General features: G+C 72.7%; 21 protein-coding genes. 15 read left to right on the forward strand and 6 right to left on the reverse strand.

Annotated elements, in window-relative coordinates; translation table 11 throughout:
* Window positions 1-288 precede the first annotated feature (288 nt).
* From AC0682_RS27775 to AC0682_RS27795, 5 genes are all read left to right on the forward strand, one after another.
* Window positions 289-978 (forward strand): ScbR family autoregulator-binding transcription factor, encoded by a 690-nt coding sequence (locus AC0682_RS27775; protein WP_478535853.1) that lies wholly within the window; start codon window positions 289-291, stop codon window positions 976-978.
* A gap of 194 nt (window positions 979-1,172) precedes the next feature.
* On the forward strand, window positions 1,173-1,709 hold the full coding sequence (locus AC0682_RS27780) for a flavin reductase family protein (protein ID WP_478535854.1): 537 nt from the start codon (window positions 1,173-1,175) through the stop codon (window positions 1,707-1,709).
* A 48-nt stretch (window positions 1,710-1,757) separates the two neighbouring features.
* Window positions 1,758-3,305: an FAD/NAD(P)-binding protein gene (locus AC0682_RS27785; RefSeq protein ID WP_478535855.1), complete on the forward strand. Its 1,548-nt coding sequence runs from the start codon at window positions 1,758-1,760 to the stop codon at window positions 3,303-3,305.
* A 92-nt stretch (window positions 3,306-3,397) separates the two neighbouring features.
* A complete protein-coding gene (locus tag AC0682_RS27790) occupies window positions 3,398-4,240 on the forward strand; it encodes a class II aldolase/adducin family protein (RefSeq protein ID WP_478535856.1) in 843 nt (280 codons plus the stop codon).
* 92 nt (window positions 4,241-4,332) lie between these two features.
* The gene (locus tag AC0682_RS27795; RefSeq protein ID WP_478535914.1) at window positions 4,333-5,493 is read left to right on the forward strand and encodes a prephenate dehydrogenase; all 1,161 of its coding nucleotides are present in this window, start codon (window positions 4,333-4,335) and stop codon (window positions 5,491-5,493) included.
* A 29-nt stretch (window positions 5,494-5,522) separates the two neighbouring features.
* On the opposite strand, the gene AC0682_RS27800 is transcribed toward AC0682_RS27795, so the two are convergent.
* On the reverse strand, window positions 5,523-8,438 hold the full coding sequence (locus AC0682_RS27800) for an FAD-binding and (Fe-S)-binding domain-containing protein (protein WP_478535857.1): 2,916 nt from the start codon (window positions 8,436-8,438) through the stop codon (window positions 5,523-5,525).
* A 243-nt stretch (window positions 8,439-8,681) separates the two neighbouring features.
* Here AC0682_RS27800 and AC0682_RS27805 point away from each other — a divergent pair, with 243 nt between their 5' ends.
* The 8 genes from AC0682_RS27805 (at window position 8,682) to AC0682_RS27840 (ending at window position 16,223) form a co-directional block, all read left to right on the forward strand.
* On the forward strand, window positions 8,682-10,250 hold the full coding sequence (locus AC0682_RS27805) for a sensor histidine kinase (RefSeq protein ID WP_478535859.1): 1,569 nt from the start codon (window positions 8,682-8,684) through the stop codon (window positions 10,248-10,250).
* Entirely contained in the window at window positions 10,247-10,669 is a 423-nt protein-coding gene (locus AC0682_RS27810; protein ID WP_254811982.1) for a roadblock/LC7 domain-containing protein, read from the forward strand. Before AC0682_RS27805 ends, AC0682_RS27810 begins: the two co-directional genes overlap by 4 nt.
* Complete coding sequence (locus AC0682_RS27815) at window positions 10,666-11,037, forward strand: DUF742 domain-containing protein (protein WP_018490575.1); 372 nt, start codon at window positions 10,666-10,668, stop codon at window positions 11,035-11,037. The genes AC0682_RS27810 and AC0682_RS27815 overlap by 4 nt, the downstream gene beginning before the upstream one ends.
* Complete coding sequence (locus AC0682_RS27820) at window positions 11,018-11,671, forward strand: GTP-binding protein (RefSeq protein WP_254811983.1); 654 nt, start codon at window positions 11,018-11,020, stop codon at window positions 11,669-11,671. The genes AC0682_RS27815 and AC0682_RS27820 overlap by 20 nt, the downstream gene beginning before the upstream one ends.
* Window positions 11,668-13,014: a cytochrome P450 gene (locus AC0682_RS27825; protein ID WP_254811984.1), complete on the forward strand. Its 1,347-nt coding sequence runs from the start codon at window positions 11,668-11,670 to the stop codon at window positions 13,012-13,014. The genes AC0682_RS27820 and AC0682_RS27825 overlap by 4 nt, the downstream gene beginning before the upstream one ends.
* A complete protein-coding gene (locus AC0682_RS27830; protein WP_254811985.1) occupies window positions 13,011-14,240 on the forward strand; it encodes a cytochrome P450 family protein in 1,230 nt (409 codons plus the stop codon). Before AC0682_RS27825 ends, AC0682_RS27830 begins: the two co-directional genes overlap by 4 nt.
* Window positions 14,241-14,332: 92 nt before the next feature.
* On the forward strand, window positions 14,333-15,451 hold the full coding sequence (gene serC, locus AC0682_RS27835) for a phosphoserine transaminase (RefSeq protein ID WP_478535863.1): 1,119 nt from the start codon (window positions 14,333-14,335) through the stop codon (window positions 15,449-15,451).
* Between the two features lie 160 nt (window positions 15,452-15,611).
* Entirely contained in the window at window positions 15,612-16,223 is a 612-nt protein-coding gene (locus AC0682_RS27840; RefSeq protein ID WP_478535865.1) for a Uma2 family endonuclease, read from the forward strand.
* Window positions 16,224-16,381: 158 nt separating this feature from the next.
* Here the strand turns inward: AC0682_RS27840 and AC0682_RS27845 are convergent, their stop codons facing one another.
* The 5 genes from AC0682_RS27845 to AC0682_RS27865 form a co-directional block, all read right to left on the reverse strand.
* Window positions 16,382-16,795, reverse strand: coding sequence for a DUF4259 domain-containing protein (locus AC0682_RS27845; protein ID WP_478535867.1), 414 nt, complete (start codon window positions 16,793-16,795; stop codon window positions 16,382-16,384).
* A gap of 145 nt (window positions 16,796-16,940) precedes the next feature.
* Window positions 16,941-17,384, reverse strand: coding sequence for an Asp23/Gls24 family envelope stress response protein (locus tag AC0682_RS27850; protein ID WP_254811988.1), 444 nt, complete (start codon window positions 17,382-17,384; stop codon window positions 16,941-16,943).
* A gap of 59 nt (window positions 17,385-17,443) precedes the next feature.
* Window positions 17,444-18,157: a class I SAM-dependent methyltransferase gene (locus AC0682_RS27855; RefSeq protein WP_478535869.1), complete on the reverse strand. Its 714-nt coding sequence runs from the start codon at window positions 18,155-18,157 to the stop codon at window positions 17,444-17,446.
* Between the two features lie 117 nt (window positions 18,158-18,274).
* Window positions 18,275-19,117: an ABC transporter permease gene (locus AC0682_RS27860; protein WP_478535871.1), complete on the reverse strand. Its 843-nt coding sequence runs from the start codon at window positions 19,115-19,117 to the stop codon at window positions 18,275-18,277.
* Window positions 19,114-20,148: an ATP-binding cassette domain-containing protein gene (locus AC0682_RS27865; RefSeq protein ID WP_478535873.1), complete on the reverse strand. Its 1,035-nt coding sequence runs from the start codon at window positions 20,146-20,148 to the stop codon at window positions 19,114-19,116. Before AC0682_RS27865 ends, AC0682_RS27860 begins: the two co-directional genes overlap by 4 nt.
* A gap of 127 nt (window positions 20,149-20,275) precedes the next feature.
* Between AC0682_RS27865 and AC0682_RS27870 the strand changes: the two genes are divergently transcribed.
* Window positions 20,276-21,211 (forward strand): TetR/AcrR family transcriptional regulator, encoded by a 936-nt coding sequence (locus AC0682_RS27870; RefSeq protein ID WP_478535875.1) that lies wholly within the window; start codon window positions 20,276-20,278, stop codon window positions 21,209-21,211.
* Between the two features lie 31 nt (window positions 21,212-21,242).
* The gene (locus tag AC0682_RS27875; RefSeq protein ID WP_478535876.1) at window positions 21,243-21,644 is read left to right on the forward strand and encodes a PPOX class F420-dependent oxidoreductase; all 402 of its coding nucleotides are present in this window, start codon (window positions 21,243-21,245) and stop codon (window positions 21,642-21,644) included.
* The last annotated feature ends 70 nt before the right edge of the window (window positions 21,645-21,714 follow it).

Below are 21,714 nucleotides of genomic sequence, written 5' to 3' on the forward strand. Positions count from 1 at the left end.
ACCCCCCCCCCCCCCCCCCCCCCCCCCCCCCCCCCCCCCCCCCCCCCCCCCCCCCCCCCCCCCCCCCCCCCCCCCCCCCCCCACCCCTGGCGCGTGGTACGGGGCGGAGACCGGCAACGCGCAGGCCTCGGGGCCCTACCGGCTCCCCTCGTGGGTTCACTCCCCGCGGGAGTCTGCTTCACCCCCACGTCGACAGAAAGATACAGGCATGCCGGTATGGTTTTCACGGCAGAGAGTGACCAATGGGGCGGACCCGGGACATTGTTCGCCGGACGGAAGGACCGCAGGATGGCACAGCAGGAACGGGCGAGGAGGACCAGAGACGCGATCCTTGAGGCGGCCGGCGAGGTCTTCGCCGAACGGGGATACGAAGGGGCCACCGTGTCCGACGTCTACTGCCGGGCCGGACTGACGAAAGGCGCGTTCTACTTCCATTTCGCCTCGAAGAGGGATCTGGCGGAGGCCGTCCTGTCCCTCCAGATCGATCACCAGACGTATCCCGTGCTGCGTCGGCAGGTGAAGCTCCAGGAGCTGGTGGACTCGGGGTTCGTCCTCGCCCACCGGCTCCTACGCGACAGCATGCTCCGTGGCAGCGTCAACCTGTCGATGGAGCCGGGGGCCCATCAACTCGACCGCAGGCGGCCGTTCATCGCCTGGATCGACCACAACCACCGGGCGCTGAGGGAGGCGAGCGAACACGGGGAGCTGTACGCGCACGTCGACACCACGGAGGTCGCCGAGCTGATGGTCTCGTCCTTCTCCGGCGCGCAGATGCTCTCGGAGATCCTGACCGGGCGCCAGGACCTGCCCGTCCGCGTGGCCTCGTTCCTGGCGCATCTGCTGCCCAGCATCGCCGTGCCCACCGTACTGGCCAAGCTGGACATCGCCGCGGACCGCGGCGAGCGGGTCATGGCGGAGGTGAACACCGCTGCCGACGCATCGCGGCACACGGAACCAGGCCCCCCGGCCGCGCGCTGAGCGCGCGTACTCGCCCGCCCTTTTCCGGGGCGGGCGAACGGCTGTCCGCGATCTCCTCCGCCAAGCGCGCACGCGCAATTGACGGTGCGTTCCCGGGCCATTGAAGCGACCTCCGGATCGGTAATGTCATCCGCATCGCACGGATTCCTCATCGTGCGGCGGTATATCGCCAGCGTCCCGGAGAGGAACACATCATGAGCGAGGTATCCGCAACCAGCCCGCCCACCGTCACCGTGCGGGAAGAACTCCGCTCCGTCATGCGCAACTTCGCCACCGGAGTCTGCGTGGTCAGTACATACACCGATGCGCCGGCCGGGCGCGTACACAATGCGCTCACGGTCAATTCCCTCACCTCTCTCTCGCTCGACCCACCGCTCGTTTCCATCAGCATCCGACTGGAATCCTCCTTCCTCGACGAACTGATGGAATCGGGTGTCTGGGCGGTGTCCGTCCTCGACGACGGAGGGGAGGACCTCGCCAGGATCTTCGCGCGCCCCGAGCCGGAACGCAGGGCCTCGCTGCGGAGCCTGCCCACCGAACCCGGGTCCGCGACCGGTGCGGTGATCCTGGACGGCACGGCCTGGCTGGAATGCCGCTACCACCAGCACGTGGTCACCGGAGACCACGTTCTGGTCATCGGTGAGGTCGTAGGCCTGGGCGCCGACCATTCCCGCTCGTCGCTGGTATTCCTGCACGGCGGATTCCACCCGTTCGCACGCGAACGGGTCTGACGGAAACTCACTCCTCCCCGCCACCCAGCATCGATAGGTGACTGACATATGTCTGCAATCTCGATAGGTGTTGTCGGAGGCGGCGCATCCGCCGTATGCCTCATCGACGCCCTGGCCGCGGCAGCGGGCGGCCCCGGGAATCTCACGGTTTTCGAGCCTTCGCCGAATCTCTGGCGGGGGCGCGCCTACCAGGTCGACAGCGAAACCATCAAGGTCAATGCCACCCCCGACGACATGTCCGTACAGGCGGGCGACCCCCACCACTTCCTCCGCTGGCTGGGCGCCCGGGAGCGCATGCTCGGCGAGAGCTACGGCCCGGATCCCTTCTCCGGGGCGCGCTTCGCCCCCCGGACGGTGTACGGGGACTACCTGGAGCAGTCGGCCTACGCCGCCCTGGCCGAACTGCGCAGACAGGGCTGGCGCGTGGACCTCGTGGGAGACTCCGCCACCACGGCCCGGCGCTCCGGGGACCAGGTCGTCGTGAGCACCGGGGGCGGCGTCACCAGCTCGTTCGACTACGTCGTCCTGTGCGTGGGCGGTGACGGCCCCAAGGACGTGTACGGTCTCGCGGGCGCCCCCGGGTTCACGGCGGACCCCTACCCCGTGTCGCAGAACCTGCGCACCATCGGCGCCACGGAGCGCGTCGCCGTGATCGGCAGCGGTCTGACCGCCGTCGACATCGTCGTCTCACTCGCGGCCCAGGGGCATCAGGGCCCGATCAGCCTGGTGTCCCGGCGCGGTGTCCTTCCCGGCGTCCGCCAGCGGGCCGCCGACTTCGAACTGCGCTACCTGACGCAGGAGCGCATGCGCGCCCTCGCCCGGAGCCGACGGGAGGTGTCCGTCGAGGAGTTCACCCGCGTCGTCCGTCAGGAGCTGCTCGAAGCCGGTGTGGACCTGGAGGCCCTGTACGCCGAGATCGTCGGGATGGGCGGGGAGTCGCCGGTCAGCCGTCTGAGGCGACAGTTCGCCGCGGTCACCTCGTCCGACCTGGGCCTTCGCATTCTCCAGCGGGCGGTCCCGGAGGTCGGGCCCGACGTCTGGCCGGTGCTCGGCGAACAGGACCGGGCCCGCCTGCTGCGCTCGCACTACCGGACCGTGATGAGCCTGTGCTGCCCCATGCCTCCCGGCAGTGCCGCGGTGCTGCTCGGCCTGGTCGACGAGGGCAGGCTGGAGATCAGATCCGGACTGGACTCCGTCTCCCCGGCGGACGGTGGCGGGTTCACCCTCCGGCTGGGCGACCGGTCGGTCATCGCCTCGGACCGCGTGATCAACGCGGTCAGCGCGTCCGAAGGCCGCATCCCGTCAGGCGCCGCCCCCCTCGTCCACACGCTCATCGGTGACCGTGCCGCGAGCCTCCATCCGCACGGCGGGCTCCATGTCGCCCGTGCGACCAGCCGGTTGACGACCGACGGCGCCCCCGACCCCCGCCTGTACGGGCTGGGCACCATCGCCGCCGGCTCCCTCTTCTTCACGTTCGGCATCCAGTCGCTGGTCGACCGGAGCGTGGACATCGTGGAAGCCGTCCTGGAGCACTCCGCGTCACAGGCAGCGGCGCGGGACCGGGCGCACACCGGCGAGACGCTGCTGCCGGCCTGATCCCGCGCCCGGCCCGGCCCCTTCTCCTCCACGGGCGACAACAGCGCCGTCCGCCCCTTCCTCCCCTCCCCTCTCCCGAGAACGGAGTCTCCATGACCACGGTGTCCCCCCTCACTCAGCCCCCCGCCCCCGCCGCGGCGGGCCCCACCGACTTCCTCGCCGACACCGAGACCGGCCTGCCGATCCCCGGCGAACCCGACTTCGCCACCCCCGCGGAAGCCCGGCGCCACCGCAAGCAACGGCTGGCCGCGGCCCTGCGCCTGTTCGGCAAGTACGGCTTCGGCGAGGGCGTCTCGGGCCACATCTCGGTACGCGACCCGGAGTACCCGGACCAGTTCTGGGTGAACCCGTTCGGCGTCTCGTTCAAGCACGTCCGCGTGGCGGACCTCATCTGCGTCGACCCCCTCGGCCGTGTCGTGCACGGCAACCACCGGGTCAACCCGAGCGCGTTCGTGATCCACTCCCAGATCCACGAACTGCACCCGGGCGCCACGGCGGCAGCCCACGGGCACACGGCGCACTCCCGCGCGCTGGGCGCGCTCGGCCGCCTCCTCGACCCCATCGACCAGGAATCGGCGGCCTTCTACGGCCGTCAGACGCTCTACGCGTCGTACGAGGGCCCGTCCGTCTCCCTGGAGCAGGGCCGCGACATCGCCGAGAAGCTGGGCGACAACCGCGCCATCCTGCTGCGCCACCACGGACTGATCACTGTGGGCGGCTCCCTGGACGAGGCCGTGCACTGGTTCTTCACCTACGACAGCTGCGCCCAGGTCCAGCTGCTGGCTCACGCGGCGGGCACCCCCGAGCAGTTCACCCATGAGCAGGCCGTCGCCGCCGGAGAGGGGTTCGGGAACGAGCAGCTGGGCCGGTTCAGCTTCCAGCTGCTCTGGGACGAGATCGTCGCGGAACAGCCCGACCTGCTGGAAGAGGAGTAGGCGGCCGTGCGCACCCCGACGACCCCGCGCACCTCGACGGCGGGGGCGCTCTCCGCCTCCGCCCCGGCGAAAGACCCCGGAGGCAGGAAATGATCAGTACGGCAGCGGTCGTGGGCACGGGCCTGATCGGCACCTCGGCAGCTCTGGCCCTCGCGGCGAAGGGCGTGCGGGTGCACCTGCTCGACCTGGACGAGTCCGCGGCGCGGACGGCGGCGGCGCTCGGTGCCGGAGAGGTCGGCCGACCTGCCGAGCCGGTGGACCTCGCCCTGCTCGCCGTGCCACCGGGCAGTGTGGGGGAGGTCCTGGCCGTCCAGCAGTCCAGGAAGCTCGCGCGTTCCTATATGGATGTGGCCAGCGTCAAGGCGGGGCCGGTGCGCGATGTGACCGCCCTGGGCGACCCGTCCTCCTACATCGGCGGGCATCCGATGGCGGGGCGGGAACTCTCCGGGCCCCTCGCGGCGACCGCCACCCTGTTCGAGGGACGGTCCTGGGTCCTCACCCCGACCACGGACACGACGGCACAGACGCTGAACCGGGCGTTGGAGGTGATCGCCCTGTGCGGGGCCGTGCCCGTGGTCATGGACCGTCAGGCACACGACCGGGCCGTGGCCCTGGTCTCCCACACCCCGCACGTCGTCGCCGCGCTGATGGCCGCACGGCTCCAGCACATGCCCGACCACGCCGCCCGGCTGGCCGGGCAGGGGCTGCGGGACGTGATCCGCATCGCCGGGGGCGACCCCAACCTGTGGGGGGACATCCTGGACGCCAACGCGGCGGCGGTCGCCGACGTCCTGACCGAGCTGGCGGACGACCTCGCCGTGGCGGTGGCGGCCCTGCGCTCCCTGGCCACCGACAGCACGGACGTCCGGGCCGAGGGGATGATGCACATCGCGGACCTGCTCAGCCGGGGCGGCCAGGGGCGAGGGCGCATACCCGCGAAGCACGGCACACCGCTCAGGGCCGGCTCCCTGGTCCACGTCCTCATCGGCGACCGGCCGGGGGAACTCGCGAGCCTCCTGGCCACCGTCGCGGACCTGGGCATCAACGTCGAAGAGGTGACGATCGACCACTCGCCCCAGGACCGCAGCGGCCTGGTCGAGCTGCTGATCGACGCCGCCTCGGCGGTCGGCCTGGAGCAGCGGCTCAGCGCGTACGGCTGGCGCGTCCAGCGGGGGCCCGCGCCGGGCCCGTCCGGGCCTGTCGTGCCGTCCCGGTCGGGCCCGTCCGACGCCGCGACGGCGGTAGGCACCTGAGGCACGGGCACGCCCGGCAGGCGCCCGGATCACGTCGCCAGCCCCTCCGCGATCACCTCCGCCAGGTGGCGCGCCCGCGGTGTGGCCGGTGGGCCCAGCTGGTCCAGTTGCGTACGGCACGAGAAGCCGTCGGCCAGCACCTCCGTGCCCGGCTCCGACGCCCGTACCGCGGGCAGCAGTCGCTCCTCCGCACACGCGACGGACACCTCCCAGTGGCCCTTCTCGAAGCCGAAGTTCCCGGCCAGCCCGCAGCACCCGCCGCTGAGTCCACCGGTCAGTCCCAGCCGCTCCCGCAGCCGCCGCTCCGCCGCGTCCCCGAGGACCGCGTGCTGGTGGCAGTGGGTCTGGCCGACGACCGGGCGGTCCAGCCGGGGCGGGGTCCAGTCGGGGGCGCACTCCTCCAGGTACTGGGCCAGGGTCCTGACCCGCGCGGCCAGCTCCGCGGCCCTCGGGTCGTCGGGGAGGAGATCGGGCAGGTCGGTACGGAGGGTGGCGGCGCAGCTCGGTTCGAGGACGACCACCGGGTGGCCGGGGAGCGGGGCGAACCGGTCCAGGGTGCGGCGCATCACCCGCCGGGCCGCGTCCAGCTGGCCGGTCGACACGTAGGTGAGCCCGCAGCAGGCCCCGGCGGCCGGCGGCAGCACCGTACGGCCCGTCGCCTCCTCCAGCACCCGGACGGCCGCCCGGCCCACCCGCGGGGTCAGATACTCGGTGAAGGTGTCCGCCCAGAGGTGGACCACCCGGTCGGAGGAGAGGATCCGCGTGCCCGTGCCCGGATCCTCGCCCTGGCCCTGATGTCCGCGCAGCCAGCGGCTGTACGTCTGCGTCGCCAGCACCGGGATGTCCCGCTCGGGCGCGATCCCCGCGAGGCGTTTCGCGAGGGCCGCCAACGGGCGCAGCCGCGCCAGGGCGTTGAGGGGGCGGGCGAAGGGGGCGGCGAGGCGCAGCCACCGCGGCAGGCGGCCCAGGGCGTAGTGGGCGGCGGGGCGGAGCCGGCCCCTGTAGTGGTGGTGCAGGAACTCCGCCTTGTACGTGGCCATGTCGACGCCGACCGGGCAGTCGCTGCGGCACCCCTTGCAGGAGAGGCAGAGGTCGAGCGCGTCCCGCACCTCCGTGCTCCGCCAGCCGCCCGTGATCACCTCCCCCGCGAGCATCTCGTGCAGCAGCCGGGCCCTGCCCCGCGTGGAGTGCGCCTCCTCGCCGGTCGCCCGGAAGGAGGGGCACATCACGCCCGCGCCGTCGCTCGGCGCCGGTGTCGTACGGCACTTGGCGACGCCGACGCACCGCCGTACCGCACCCGCGAAGTCGCCGCCGTCCTGCGGATAGCCGAATGCCACGTCCACCGGGCGCTTCGGCAGCACCTCGAAGCGGAGGTTGGTGTCCAGGGGCGCCGGGCGGGCGAGGATGCCGGGGTTCAGGCCGCCGTCCGGGTCCCACCGGTCCTTGAACGCGTCGAAGAGGGCGACGAGTTCGTCCCCGTACATCCGGGGCAGCAGCTCCGCGCGCGCCTGGCCGTCGCCGTGCTCGCCGCTGAGGGAGCCGCCGTGCGCGACGACGAGGTCGGCCAATTCCTCGGAGAAGCGGCGGTATCGGGCGATGCCCGCCGAGGTCAGGAGGTCGAAGTCGATGCGGACGTGGATGCAGCCCTCGCCGAAGTGGCCGTAGGGCGTTCCGCGCAGGGCGTGCCGGGAGAGCAGGGCCCGGAAGTCGCGGAGGTAGGGGCCGAGCCGGGCGGGCGGGACCGCGCAGTCCTCCCAGCCGGGCCAGGCCTCGCTGCCGTCGGGCATCCGGGTCGCGGTCCCGGCGGCGTCCTCGCGGATGCGCCACAGGGCCCGCTGCCCGGCCGGGTCGGTGACGATCGCGCCGTCCACCGCGTCGGCGCCGCGCAGGACGCGCTCGGCGTGGGCACGGGCCTCGGCCGGGGTGGCGCCGCCCGTCTCGACGAAGAGCCAGGCGGCCCCGCGCGGCAGCCCGGCCGGTTCGCGTACGAGGTCGGCGGCCATGCCCTCGACGGTGAGCGGGCGGTACGGGAGCAGGCCCGGGGCGGCCTCGGCGGCGGCCGCCTCGTCGGCGTACCCGAGCACGGCCAGGGCGCGGGCGCGCGGGGCCTCGACCAGGCGCACGGTCGCCTCGGTGACCACGGCGAGGGTGCCCTCGCTGCCGCAGAACGCCCGGACCGGGTCGGGGCCGCCGGGGTGCTCGGGGAGCAGGGCGTCGAGCGCGTAGCCGGAGATGCGGCGCGGAATGTCGGGACAGCCGGTGCGCAGGAGGGCGAGGTGGGCGTCGATGAGTTCGCGTACGCCGTGGGGGCCGTGGGAGGGCGCATCGCGTACGCCGTCGGGGCCGCGCCCGCCTCCCTGCCGGGACGCCCCCTGCTCCAGCCGCAGCGCCTGGCCCCCGTACCGGACCACCTCCAGCGCCCGCACGTTGTCCGCCGTCGTGCCCCAGGCCACCGAGTGCGCGCCGCAGGAGTTGTTGCCGATCATGCCGCCGAGGGTGCAGCGGCTGTGGGTGGACGGGTCGGGGCCGAAGGTCAGGCCGTGCGGGGCGGCGGCGGCCCGGAGGTCGTCCAGGACCACGCCGGGCTGGACGGTGGCGGTGCGGGCGGCCGGGTCCACGTCGAGGACCGCGTCGAGGTGGCGGGTGAGGTCGAGCACCAGGCCGGTGCCGGTGGCCTGGCCCGCGATGGAGGTGCCGCCGCCGCGCGGGACGACGGGGACCGCGTACTCCTGGCAGACCGCCAGCGCCGCCGCGATGTCGTCGGCGTCGCGCGGGGCGAGGACGCCGAGGGGGACGCGGCGGTAGTTGGAGGCGTCCATCGTCGTCAGGGCGCGGGCGGTGGGGCCGAAGTCGGCGTGGCCGCGCACGGCGGTGCGGAGCGCGGCCACGAAGTCGGGGGACGGTTCGGCTGACGGCCCGGTATGCGGGCGATGGAGTTCGGCCATGGCCTCAGCATGCCGTCGGTACAGATGAACTCTTGGGATGCGGACTGACAAAAACGCTCAAGCTTCACAAAAAAGCCCACAAGATCTTCCCAAACGGACCGTCAAGTCTCCTATAGTGACCAACACTTGAGCAGGAATTATCAGCTCCAGTTGTGCATGATCGTCCACTCCCGTGGTGAACTGTCCGGATTTCACCGGTGCGGTTTCGCCTCGTCCCGCACCGTCCGCCACCGAGGACTCCGATTGCGCCCCTCATTCAGGCCCACCGCACTCGCCCTGCTGATCTCGGCAGCCGTCACCGGCACGCTGACCCTGTGGGCGGTGGCCGCGGCCCCCGACACGGTACGGACCCCGCTGGCCTGGGGCGCGGCTGCGGCCGCCGTACTGCTGAGCGTCTGCGTGGCCGCCATCGTCCACACCCTGGGGACCGTCCGCACCCTGCGCGCCCAGCGGGCCGCCGACAACCGGCGGTTCACCGCCGAGACCTCGCGGCTGGTCTCCGCCTCCGCCGCCGAGGCCCAGCGCTTCACCGCGGAGACCGCCCGGATCAAGGCCGCCGCCTCCGCCGAGACCGCCCGGGTGGCGACCGAGGCCCGCGCCGAGAACGAGCGGCTCGCCGCGGAGGCCGCCGCCGAGAAGGCCCGGCTCTCCGCCACCGTGGACCGGCTCGCCGCCCGCGCCACGCGCGCCGAGAACGAGCGCTCCGCCGCCGTCGCGGCCTGCGCCAACGCGGCCGGTCGGATGCAGGCCCTGGCCACCAGCATGCTGGCCGACCTGCGGGAGATGGAGCACCGGCACACCGACGAGTCCGTCCTCGGGGACCTGCTCCACCTGGACCACCGCACCGCCCAGGCGGGCCGACTCGCGGACTCCATCGCCGTACTGACCGGGGCGCGCTCCGGGCGGCGCTGGGCCAAGCCGATCGTCATGGAGTCGATCCTGCGCGGCGCGATGGGCCGCATCGGCTCCTACCAGCGCGTCCGCCTCCACTCCACCAGCGATGTCGCGATCGCCGGGCACGCGGCCGAGGGCGTCATGCACGCGCTGGCCGAACTCCTCGACAACGCGGCCAACTTCTCGCCGCCCACCGCCGAGGTCCACGTCTACGTGGAGGAGGTCCCGGCGGGCATCGTCATCACCGTCGAGGACAGCGGGCTCGTCATGAGCGAGGTGCAGCTGCGCCGCGCCGAGCAGGCCGTCTCCGCCGACCACCAGAACCTCACCAACCTCTCCGGCACCCGGCTCGGACTGGCCGTCGTCGGCCGGCTGGCCCGTAAGCACGGCCTGACCGTCTCCTTCCGGCCCTCCGCGCGGGGCGGCACCGGCGCGCTGATGATGCTGCCCCAGGACCTGATCTCCCGGACCGCCGCACCGGCCGTGCCCCCCTACGCCGCGCTCCCGGCCGCCCCCGCCGCACCTTCGACCACGCCCGCGCCCGCCGAGCCCGAGCCGTCCCACGCGTCGGCCGAGGGCGCGGGCCTCTCCGCGACCGTCCCCGCGGCCCGGTCCACCGCCGAGAACGAGGCCTCGGACGGTTCCCCGCCCCCGGCCCCGGCGGCGGAGCCACAGCACACGGAGTCGGAGTCCGAATCCACCGGCAGCGTCCCCGCGTTCGGCGAGAGCGGCCTGCCCAAGCGCCGACGGGGCCGCACGCTGGCCGCCGCCGAAGCCCGTAACGGCAACGCCGCCCACGGCGGAGCCGACACCCCCCAGGCCCGTACCACCGACCCGAAGGTCCAGGCTGCGCGCTTCAGCACCTTCAGCCGGGCGGTCCGTGCCAACTCCCCGCACCCGGAAGGCAACACCCGATGACCGCGACCACCGACGAGAAGCTCAACTGGCTGCTGGAGGGGCTGCTCGACCGCACCCCCGGCGCCCGCCACGCCCTCGTCCTGTCCCGCGACGGCCTCAAGCTGTGCCGCACTCCCGAACTCTCGGTCGACCAGGCCGACCAGCTGGCCGCGATCTCCGCCGGGATCCAGAGCCTCTCGCACGGCGCGTCCATCGAGTTCGGTGACGGCACCGGCGGCGTACGCTCCGCGATGGCCGAGTTCTACGGCGGAGTGCTGTTCATCGTCGAGGCGGGCGCGGGCGCCCACCTCGCCGTCGTCGCCGACGAGGACTCCGACGTGGGCCTGGTCGGCCACAACATGAGCGAGCTGGTCGAACAGCTCGGCGAACACCTCGTCGCCCCGCCGCGCACCCCCGTGGCAGAGAGCTCGGCCGTATGACGACGGCGCCCCGCCCGCGCCCGGGCCGCGACGACGATCCGGACCGGCTGTACACCCTCACCGGGGGACGCAGCCGCTCCGACTCGGCCGCCTTCGACCTGGTGACCCTCGTCGTCGCGGAGTGCGACCCGGCCCCCGGCATGCAGTCGGAGCATGTGGCGATCCTGCGGATGTGCCAGAGCCCGACCGCCGTCGTCGAGATCTCCGCGACCCTGAACCTGCCGGTCAGCATCGTCCGCATCATGCTGTGCGACCTGCTGGACACCGGCCGGGTCAGCGCCCGCCACCCCCGTACCGCCCGTGTCGCGGACCGGCTCCCCGACCCCGACATCCTGGAACAGGTGCTCGTTGGACTCCGCAACCTCTGACCGCGCCACCCTGAGCGACACCGCCGACAACGGACTCAAGATCGTTGTCGTCGGCGGCTTCGGCGTCGGCAAGACCACCATGGTCCGATCCGTGAGCGAGATCCGTCCGCTCAACACGGAGGAGACGATGACCCGCGCGGGCGAGGCCGTCGACCACCTCGACGGCGTCCAGGCCAAGACGTCCACCACCGTGGCGTTCGACTTCGGCCGCATCACGCTCGACGCCCGCTCGGTGCTCTACCTCTTCGGCGCGCCCGGACAGGAGCGGTTCTGGTTCCTGTGGGACCGGCTCTTCTCCGGCACGCTCGGCGCGGTCGTCCTCGTCGACACCCGTCGGCTGGCCGACTCCTGGTACGCCATCGACCGCCTGGAGCACCACGGCACACCGTTCATCGTGGCGTGCAACGACTTCGGCGGGCCGCTCCACAGCGAGCAGCAGATCCGGGAGGCCCTGGACCTCTCGGACGACGTACCGCTGGTGGAGTGCGACGCGCGCGACCGGTCCTCCAGCAAGTACGTGCTCATCACCCTCGTCGAGCACCTCGCCGCGCTCTCCGCCGCCCGGCTGCGCGCCCCCGAAGCGGCCGTGCCCGCGGGAGCCCTGGCCGGCCCGACCCCGGAGCCCGCCCCGTGACGACCACCGCCGGCCCCACCGGACCGACCGCCGCCGACCCCACGGCCACCACCGGACCCACGACCGCCGGGCCCACCGGAGGGGCCGCCCCCTCCGGCTGCCCCGTCACGCACGGGTCCGTCCCCCTCTCCGGCCCCCGCTTCCAGAGCGACCCCGTCCAGCTCTACCGGGACATGCGGCGCGACCACGGCGCCGTCGCCCCGGTCGTGCTCGACGGCGACGTACCCGCCTGGCTCGTCCTCGGCTACCGCGAGCTGCACCAGGTCACCGGCGACCCGGTCCTCTTCAGCCGCGACTCCGACCTGTGGAACCAGTGGGAGCGCATCCCCGACGACTGGCCGCTGCTGCCGATGATCGGGCGCAGGCAGCCCTCGATCCTCTACACGGTCGGCGAGCGCCACAGCGTCCGGGCCATGATGATCAGCAACGCGCTGGAGGGCGTCGACCCGTTCTCCCTGAAGCGGTACGCGGAGGAGTTCGCGGACGAGCTGATCGACCGGTTCTGCACCAAGGGCGCGGTCGACATCATCGCGGAGTACGCCAAGCTGCTCCCCGCCCTGGTCCTGGCCAGGATCTACGGGTTCTCCGACGAGGACGCGTTCCCCCTGGTCGGCGCGATCAACGACATGATCGACGGCCGCGAGCGGGCGCTGGCCGGACAGCAGCACCTGGCCACCTCGATGTTCCGGCTGCTGGCCGACAAGCACGCCGAGCCCGGTGACGACGTCGCCAGCCGGATGCTCGCGGACGCGGGCGGGTTCACCGACGAGGAGGTCGCCCAGGACCTCATGGTGATGATGGCGGCCGGCCACCAGCCGACCGCCGACTGGATGGGCAACTCGCTGCGCCTGATGCTCACCGACGAGCGGTTCGCCGCCTCGCTCTCGGGCGGCCGGCACAGCGTCGCGGAGGCGATGAACGAGGTGCTGTGGGAGGACACCCCGACCCAGAACGTGGCGGGCCGCTGGGCCTCCCGCGACACCCACCTCGGCGGGCGCCACATCCGCGCCGGCGACCTGCTGCTGCTCGGGATCGCCGCAGCCAACGGCGACCCGCAGGTACGGACCCACGCCTCCGCGCTGACCGGCGGCAACAACGCCTTCCTCTCCTTCGGCCACGGCGAGCACCGCTGCCCGTTCCCGGCCCAGGAGACCGCCGAGGTCATCGCCCGTACCGGCATCGAGGTCCTGCTCGACCGGCTGCCGGACGTGGACCTCGGCGTCCCCGCCGAGCAGCTCACCCGCCGCCCCTCGCCCTGGCTGCGCGGCCTCACCGACCTGCCCGTGCTCTTCACACCCACGCCCGCCCTCGGCAGGCCCGCAAGCCACGGAGGCCCCGCATGACCCGCATCGCGCTCGACCCGTTCGTCAGAGACCTCGACGGCGAGAGCGCCGCGCTGCGGGCCGCCGGGCCGCTGGCCGAGGTGGAGCTGCCGGGCGGGGTGCACGTGTACGCGGTCACCCGCCACGCGGAGGCCCGGGCGCTGCTCACCGACAGCCGGGTGGTCAAGGACATCAACGTCTGGAACGCCTGGCGGCGCGGCGAGATACCGATGGACTGGCCGCTGATCGGCCTGGTCAACCCGGGCCGCTCGATGCTCACGGTCGACGGGGCCGACCACCGCCGGCTCCGTACGCTGGTGGCCCAGGCGCTCACGGTACGCCGGGTGGAGCGGCTGCGCGCCGGGATCGAGGCGCTGACGAACGCGAGCCTGGAGAAGCTGGCCGCCCATCCGGCCGGGGAACCGGTGGACCTGAAGGCGGAGTTCGCCTACCCGCTGCCGATGAACGTGATCAGCGAGCTGATGGGCGTGGACGCGGCGGACCACCCGCGGCTGAAGGAGCTGTTCGAGAAGTTCTTCTCGACGCAGACCCCGCCGGAGGAGGTCCCGCAGATGATGGCGGACCTCGGCACGCTCTTCACCAAGATCGTCAACGACAAGCGGGCCGACCCCGGCGACGACCTCACCAGCGCCCTGATCGCGGCGTCCGAGAACGGTGACCACCTCACCGACGAGGAGATCGTCAACACGCTGCAACTGATCATCGCCGCCGGACATGAGACCACCATCAGCCTGATCGTCAACGTGGTCGAGGCGCTCCAGACCCACCCGGAACAGCGCAAGAAGGTCCTCGACGGCGAGATCGGATGGGAGGGCGTGATCGAGGAGACGCTGCGCTGGAACACCCCGACCTCGCACGTCCTGATCCGCTTCGCGACGGAGGACATCGAGGTGGGCGACAAGGTCCTCCCGAAGGGCGAGGGCCTGATCGTCTCGTTCGCCGCACTGGGCCGGGACGAGCAGCAGTACGGCCCGACGGCGGGCGAGTTCGACGCCACCCGCACCCCCAACCGCCACATCGCCTTCGGCCACGGCCCGCACGTCTGCCCGGGCGCCGCCCTGTCCCGTCTGGAGGCGGGCATCGCCCTCCCGGCGCTCTACGAACGCTTCCCGGAGCTGGAGCTGGCGGTGCCGGCGTCCGAGCTGCGCAACAAGCCGATCGTGACGCAGAACGACCTGTACGAACTGCCGGTGAGGCTGGGCTGCCCGTTCGGCCGCGAGTCGTAACCCTCCTGCGCGGGGTCCACGGGCCGGAGCGCGCGTCTCACCGGACGGACACGGTTGCAGCGCCGTGCCGCCGAGGGACTACGCTCCGACTCGTGGCCGACATCCAGATTCCCGCTGACATCAAGCCCGCAGACGGACGCTTCGGCGCCGGTCCCTCCAAGGTGCGGACGGAGGCGCTCGACGCGCTGGCCGCCACCGGCACCTCCCTCCTCGGTACGTCCCACCGTCAGGCCCCGGTCAAGAACCTGGTCGGCGAGGTACGGGACGGGGTGCGCGCGCTCTTCTCCCTCCCCGAGGGGTACGAGGTCGTCCTCGGCAACGGCGGCTCCACCGCCTTCTGGGACATCGCGACGCACGGTCTGATCGAGTCGAAGTCCCAGCACCTCAACTTCGGTGAGTTCTCCTCGAAGTTCGCCAAGGCCGCCAAGCTGGCGCCCTGGCTCTCCGACCCGACGGTCATCGCCTCCGACCCGGGCACCCACCCCGACCCGCAGGCCGAGGCGGGCGTGGACGTCTACGCCTTCACCCACAACGAGACCTCCACCGGCGTCGCGGCCCCGGTCAAGCGGGTCGCGGGCGCCGACGAGGGCGCACTCGTCCTGGTGGACGCCACCTCCGGCGCGGGCGGCCTCCCCGTCGACATCACCGAGTCGGACGTCTACTACTTCGCCCCGCAGAAGTCCTTCGCCTCCGACGGCGGCCTGTGGATCGGCGTGTTCTCCCCGGCCGCCCTGGAGCGCGCGGCCCGGATCCACGCCTCGGGCCGGCACATCCCGGAGTTCTTCTCGCTGCCGACGGCGATCGACAACTCGCTGAAGAACCAGACGTACAACACCCCGGCGCTCTCCACCCTCTTCCTGCTGAACGAGCAGCTGAAGTGGATGAACTCCCAGGGCGGCCTGGACTTCACGACGGGCCGCACGGCGGCTTCGTCGGGCCACCTCTACTCCTGGGCCGACGAGTCGAAGTACGCCACCCCGTTCGTCACGGACCCGGCGAAGCGCTCGCAGGTCATCGGCACGATCGACTTCGCGGACGAGATCGACGCGGCAGCCGTCGCCAAGACCCTGCGCGCCAACGGCATCGTCGACACCGAGCCGTACCGCAAGCTCGGCCGCAACCAGCTGCGCGTGGCCATGTTCCCGGCGATCGACCCGGCGGACGTCCAGGCGCTGACGGCGTGCATCGACTACGTGATCGAGAAGCTGTAGCCCTTCAGCTCTCCGCTGTACGGAGACGGCCCGGCACCCACACGGCGTGCCGGGCCGTTTCCGCGTCACCCGGCCGGGTGGCATATGCCAGAAGCGTGCTCCTGGGCTGTTCCGCCCTACGATGATGCTCTCGACACCAGCCCATTCCAGGAGGCCCGCAATGTCTGCAGCAGCAGTCGAGCACCCCTGTGACGATGAGCCGGAAACGCTGCTGGAAACGGCCAACCGTCTCACCGAGCAGCTTCCGGGGCATCGCGTCGAGATCATCGGAGGCCTCGTCACCGTGGCACCACCTCCGGACGGCCCGCACGCCCGCGCGCTCACCAAGCTCATGCGGCCCTTCATCGCCGCCGGACTCGACGACGGGGAGACGGAGGTCCTGCAGGCCATCGGCCTCTGGCTCCCCAGCGGCCCCGAGGACTACGTGATCCCCGACCTGGCGATCGTGCACGCCGACCTCGACGAGCACCTGATCGAGAACAACTGCTACGACCCCGCCTGCTTCCGCCTGGTCCTGGAGGTCACCTCCGGGAACTACCAGACGGACCTGCGCCACAAGGTCACCGCCTACGCCCAGGCCAGGATCCCGGTCTACGTGATCGTCGACCGCAAGCACGGCCGCGTCCACGTCCTCACCGAACCGCTCCCCGCCGGCTACGACCGCCACGAGGTCTACGCCCCCGGCCAGGAGGCCCCGCTGCCCGACTCCCTCGGCGCCGAAGTCACCCTGGACGTCGACGAGATCGTGCGCGCGGGCCGCCCGAAACGCTGAGGACGGGCGTGGAGGGAGAACACTAGGGTGCGCATCATGAGTTCACCCCAGCCCGATCGGAGTGACCTGAGCACCCGGGATCGGAACGACCAGGGCGCACGGGCGCGGCGAGGACCGAGCAGCCGGGCTCGGTGAGACCGGGCAGCCGCCTCGCGTACTCACTCCGCCGGTGCCGCCGCCAGCACCGCGCGCAGGGCGGCTATCCCGGCCAGCCACTCCTTCTCCGCCCCGGCCTCGGCCCACAGGTCCAGCGGCTCCGCGTTGGCGCCGGTGAGGCGGTCCAGGGCGCGGACCGCCAGGGGGCGGAGGTCGGCCGGGAGCGGGGGGACGGGGTCCTTGGGGCCGTACGCCGTGGTGACCGGCTCCCCGCCGGGGCACTGGGCGGCCACCAGGGCGGCGGCCGCGACCGCCTCCTCGCCCTCGTCCAGATAGTCCTGCGGGGCGGTGTCGGCGGCGGCGGTCAGGACGGCCCGCAGGACGTCCGCCTTCTTCTCCGGCTCGGCGTCGTCCACCCGCCCGCCGAAGTCGGCCGCGGTGTCGTTGTCGAAGTGGCCGATGTCCCAGGCGCCCATGGCGTCCCCCCTCAGTCCCGTGCTCCGGTCTGTGCTCGGTCCGCTCTGTCGCGGTGTGCCCCCATCCTCACAGCCACCACTGACAATCAGCCCTCCGAGCGCCCCGGACCGGCCCGGCCCGGCTCTCACGGGCCCGGTCCGGACCTCATTGCACGCGGCCGCCCGAGTCCTCCTCGTCCTCATCGTCGTCGTCCGGGATGTGCACGTCGAAGACGTTGATGTTGATCTCGACGACCTCCAGCCCGGTCATCGACTCCACGGCCTCGACGACCTGGCCTCTGATCCGGTCGGCCAGCTCGTGGATCGCGACGCCGTACTCCACCTCGACGTCGACGTCGATCGCCGTCTGCTTCTCACCCACCTCCACCTTGACCGCCCGCCCGGCGCCCGAGGAGCCGGAGACCCGGCTCGTGACGGCGCCCAGCGCCTTCGACGCGCCCTTGCCCACCGAGTGGACGCCGTCGGTCTCCCGGATGGCTATTCCGGCGATGGTGGCCACGACGCCGTCGGCGATGGTCGTCGTGCCGCGCACGCCGCCTCCGCCGCCGCTCTTCGCCGCGTTTCCGCTCCGCGCTTCGATGTCGGCCATGTCCGCCTCACAGAGAGTGGTTGCCACGGGCGCTCTCGCCGCGCCCGCACGGAACCCCCTCATCCACTCTCCGCTCCTCCGCACCCGTCTGCCATTCGGGGCCGACGGGCCAGGACGAACCCCTGCGGCGCCCGCTCCGGGAACGGCCCCTCCGTGTCCCGCTCCCTGCGCACCACGGCCCGCACCTCCAGCCCCGCCGCCCGCAGCAGCCCGGCCACCCGCTCGGGCTGGCTCCGGTGGAAGACGAGCGCGACCTCCTCGCCCAGCGCCTCCGTCAGCCGCAGCGGCTCGTCGCCCACCTGGAAGCCGAGCTGCAGGGGGGCGCCCGGGGCCAGCACACGCTGGAACTCGGCGAAGGCGCGGGGCGGTTCCTCGTCCGGGACATGGATGGTGGAGTACCAGGCGAGAAGGCCGCCCAGGGAGCCGTCCGGCAGGTCGAGGCCGAGCATGGAGCCCTCCTCGAACCGCAGCCCGGGGTGGTCCCGCCGCGCCTCGGCCAGCATGCCCGGCGCGAGGTCGATCCCGAACACCTCGACGCCCAGGCGGAGTCGGTGCAGATGCCCGGTCACCCGGCCCGTACCGCACCCGACATCGGCCAGCGGGAGCCCGCCCCCGTCCGTCACCACGTGCCCGGCGAAGACGGCCAACAGCCCGCGCTCCAGGGGCTTGGCGGCGAGTTCGTCGCGGGTCCACCGCGCGTATCCACCGGCGATGGCGTCGTACGAACGGCGGGTGGCGCGCACGAAGTCCGGCGCGGTATCGGGTGCGGTCATGGCGCACCACCCCAGGGGGTGCCGCCGGGTCGCCGGGCGGTCAGGCGCCGCCGCCGGTGCGCCCGGCGGCGGGCAACTGCGTCTCTGAGGCGCCCCGTACGCACCCCGGACCGCCCCTCACCGGCTCAGCAGGCGGAACCGGCGTACCGCCAGCGGCAGGAAGACCAGCGTGATCACCACCGGCCAGACCACGGCCATCAGCAGGGCGTGCTCCTCCACCCACGTGCCGCCCCCGGCGACCGGGTTGCCGAACAGCTCGCGGGTGGCGGTCGCGGTGGAGGAGATCGGGTTCCAGGCGGCGACCGTGCCCAGCCGGCCCGGCATCAGGGACGGGGCGACGAAGGTGCTGGAGATCATCGTGAGCGGGAAGGCGATCGCGTACAGCCCGCCCGCCGCCTCCGGGGTGGGGACCAGCAGGCCGAGCCAGACGCCCACCCAGATCAGGCTGAACCGCAGCAGCAGGAGCAGCCCGAACGCCCCCAGGGCCGGCCCCACCCCGCCGCCCGCACGCCAGCCCATCAGCAGCGCGGTGGCGGCCAGGATGGCCAGCTCGGCTGCGGCCACCGCCAGGTCGGCCGCCCCGCGGCCGGAAGCGAAGGCGGAGGGGGCCATCGGCATGGACCGGAAGCGGTCGAGGACCCCCTTGCCCGAGTCGGTGACGACGGCCACGGCGGTGTTCATGAAGCCCATGGCCATGGTCATGGCGAACATGCCGGGCATCAGGAACTCCCGGTAGTCGCCGCCGCCCGGCACCTTCATGGCGCTGCCGAAGACGTACCCGTACAACAGGACGGAGAGGATCGGGAAGCCGAGCTGCCAGACGACGGCGGAGGGCTGCCGCTGGTAGTGGGTCAGGCTGCGGCGGGTGATGTTCCAGCAGTCGGAGACCGCCCAGTGGGCGAGTCCGCGCTTGCGGGGCGCCTCGGCCGCCGCCGCGGGGTCCGGTGCGAGTACGGTCATGCCGCCGCCTTCCGTACGGCCTGCGCGCTCCCTGCGGCCTGCGCGTCGTCGGAGCCCGCGCCGTGGCCCGTCAGCCGCAGGAACACATCGTCCAGGCTCGGTCGACGCAGCCCGATGTCCTCCACCGCGATTCCGTCGCCCTGGAGGCTCCGGGCCACCTCCGTGAGGGCGGCCACCCGGTCGGTGACCTGGGCGTGCACGCGACGGGCGGGGGCGTCGGTGACGACGAGCCCGCCCCCGGCCACCCGGTCCACCGCCCGCGCCACCTCCGCGAGGTCGCCCTCCTCAGCCGCGACGACCTCGATCCGGTCGCCGCCCACCCGGTCCTTCAGGGCGTCCGGGGTGTCGTCCGCGATGGCCCGCCCCCGGTCGATGACGGTGATGTGCGAGGCGAGCCGATCCGCCTCCTCCAGATACTGCGTGGTGAGCAGCACCGTCGTACCGCCCGCCACCAGATCCCGTACGGTCTCCCAGACCTCGCCCCGGCTGCGCGGGTCGAGCCCGGTGGTCGGCTCGTCCAGGAAGAGCACATCGGGCGAGAGGATCATGGAGGAGGCGAGGTCGAGTCGCCGCCGCATACCCCCGCTGTACTCACGGGCGCTCTTCCCGGCCGCCTCCACCAGGTCGAACCGCTCCAGCAGCTCCCCGGCGCGGAGCCGGGCCCCGCGGTTGCCGAGGTGGAAGAGGCGGCCGAACATCTCCAGGTTCTGCCGCCCGGTGAGCCCCTCGTCGACGGCCGCGTACTGCCCGGCGAGACCGATCCTGCTCCGTACGCGACGGGGTTCGCGCCCCACGTCGAGCCCGGCGACCTCGGCCCGGCCCCCGTCGTACCGCAGAAGAGTCGCGAGGACCCGTACGGCGGTGGTCTTCCCGGCCCCGTTCGGACCGAGCAGGCCGTGGACGGTCCCGGGGCGGACGGCGAGGTCGAACCCGTCGAGCGCCCGTTTCTCGGCCCCGCCCCTCCCTCGCCTCCGATAGCGCTTCACGACCCCTTCGGCGAGCACCGCGTAGGCGCTCCCAGACGTGGACATGGCACAACCCCCTGTTCTCCGAGCGACGTTCGAGCAAACTGAGTACACCGTACCCCAAACTGAGTACGCCGTACCTTAATACGAGTACGGCGTACCCATATCGCCTCCGGCGCATTACGCTGCCCTCATGGCGAAAGACGGAGCGACCACGGGGACGACCGACGGGACGACCGACGGGGCGACCGACGGGGCGGCGACGGGGACCGGGGCGGTCACGGCATCGGCGGCGACCGGCCGCACGGCGGACGGCACGGCGACCGGCAGCGGCGACATCGCGCGCAGCCTGGAACTCCTGTGGGGCACCGGGGACCGCCCCAGTCGCGGCCCCAAACCGGGCCTCACCCTGGACCGGATCGTCACGACCGCCATCGCCGTCGCGGACGCCGAGGGCCTGTCCGCCGTCTCCATGCGCCGGATCTCCACGGAGCTGGGCACGGGCACGATGTCGCTCTACCGGTACGTCCCCGGGAAGGCCGAACTCCTGGACCTGATGCTCGACCGGGTGCTGGGCGAGCCGCTCTTTGCCGATGCCGACCGTCCGGCCGCCGGACACCGCGTACCCGACGACTGGCGGGCAGCGATCGACACGATGGCCCGCGCCCACCTGGACAACCTGCGCAACCACCCCTGGCTGCTGAAGATCAACCAGGCCCGTACGGTGCTCGGCCCCAGCGCCCTGCGCGGCCTGGAGCTCTCCCTCACCGCGCTGCGGTCCATGGGGCTGCGCGACCCCGAGCTGATCGGCGTGATCATCACGGTGAACAGCTTCGTGGAGGGCCTCGCCCGCACGCAGGCCGACGCGGCGGAGGCTGTGGCGCAGACGGGGCTGAGCGACGAGGAGTTCTGGGAGAACCAGCGCCCCTACCTGGAGCGGGCCATGCTCAGCGGCGCGTACCCGACGATGGCCGGGATGTCGGAGGACACGTTCAGCGCCGACTTCGACCACTTCACGTTCGGGCTGCGGCGGCTCATCGCCGGTTTCGAGGCCCTGGTAGCGGAACGGGCGGCGGGCGGCGGGCCGAAGACGGACAGGGCGGCGGAGGCCGCCACGGACCGGACATGACAGCGCGCCCGGCCCGTGCCCCAATGGACATATGGACGCCAGCCGGGAACTCGCTCCCTTCGTGAAGCAGTACGCGGTCCTGCTGAGCACCCACCGGCAGGACGGCACGTCCGTCGGCACGCCCGTGAACATCGCCGTGGAGGGCGATCACGCCTTCGTCCGTACGTTCTCCTCGGCCTGGAAGGTCGAGCGGATGCGCAACCACCCCAAGGTGGAGCTGGCCCCCTGCACGGTCCGGGGCAGGCCGACGGGCCCGGAGGTCAGGGCCCACGCCCGGCTGCTGCGGCCGGGCACGAAGGAGAACACGCACGCGGCGCGGATGCTGTCGCGGAAGTACCCGATCGTGCAGGGCGTGCTGGTGCCGCTGGTGCACAGGCTCAAGCGGGACCGGACACTGCACTACGAGGTGTGGCCGATCACGAACGGCGACTGAAGGTCACGAACGGCAGTGCGAAGGTCACGAAGGGCGGCCGAGGGACCGGTGGCCCGTAGATCTCAGCCCC

It is taken from the genome of Streptomyces sp. NPDC043746, from assembly GCF_056436485.1.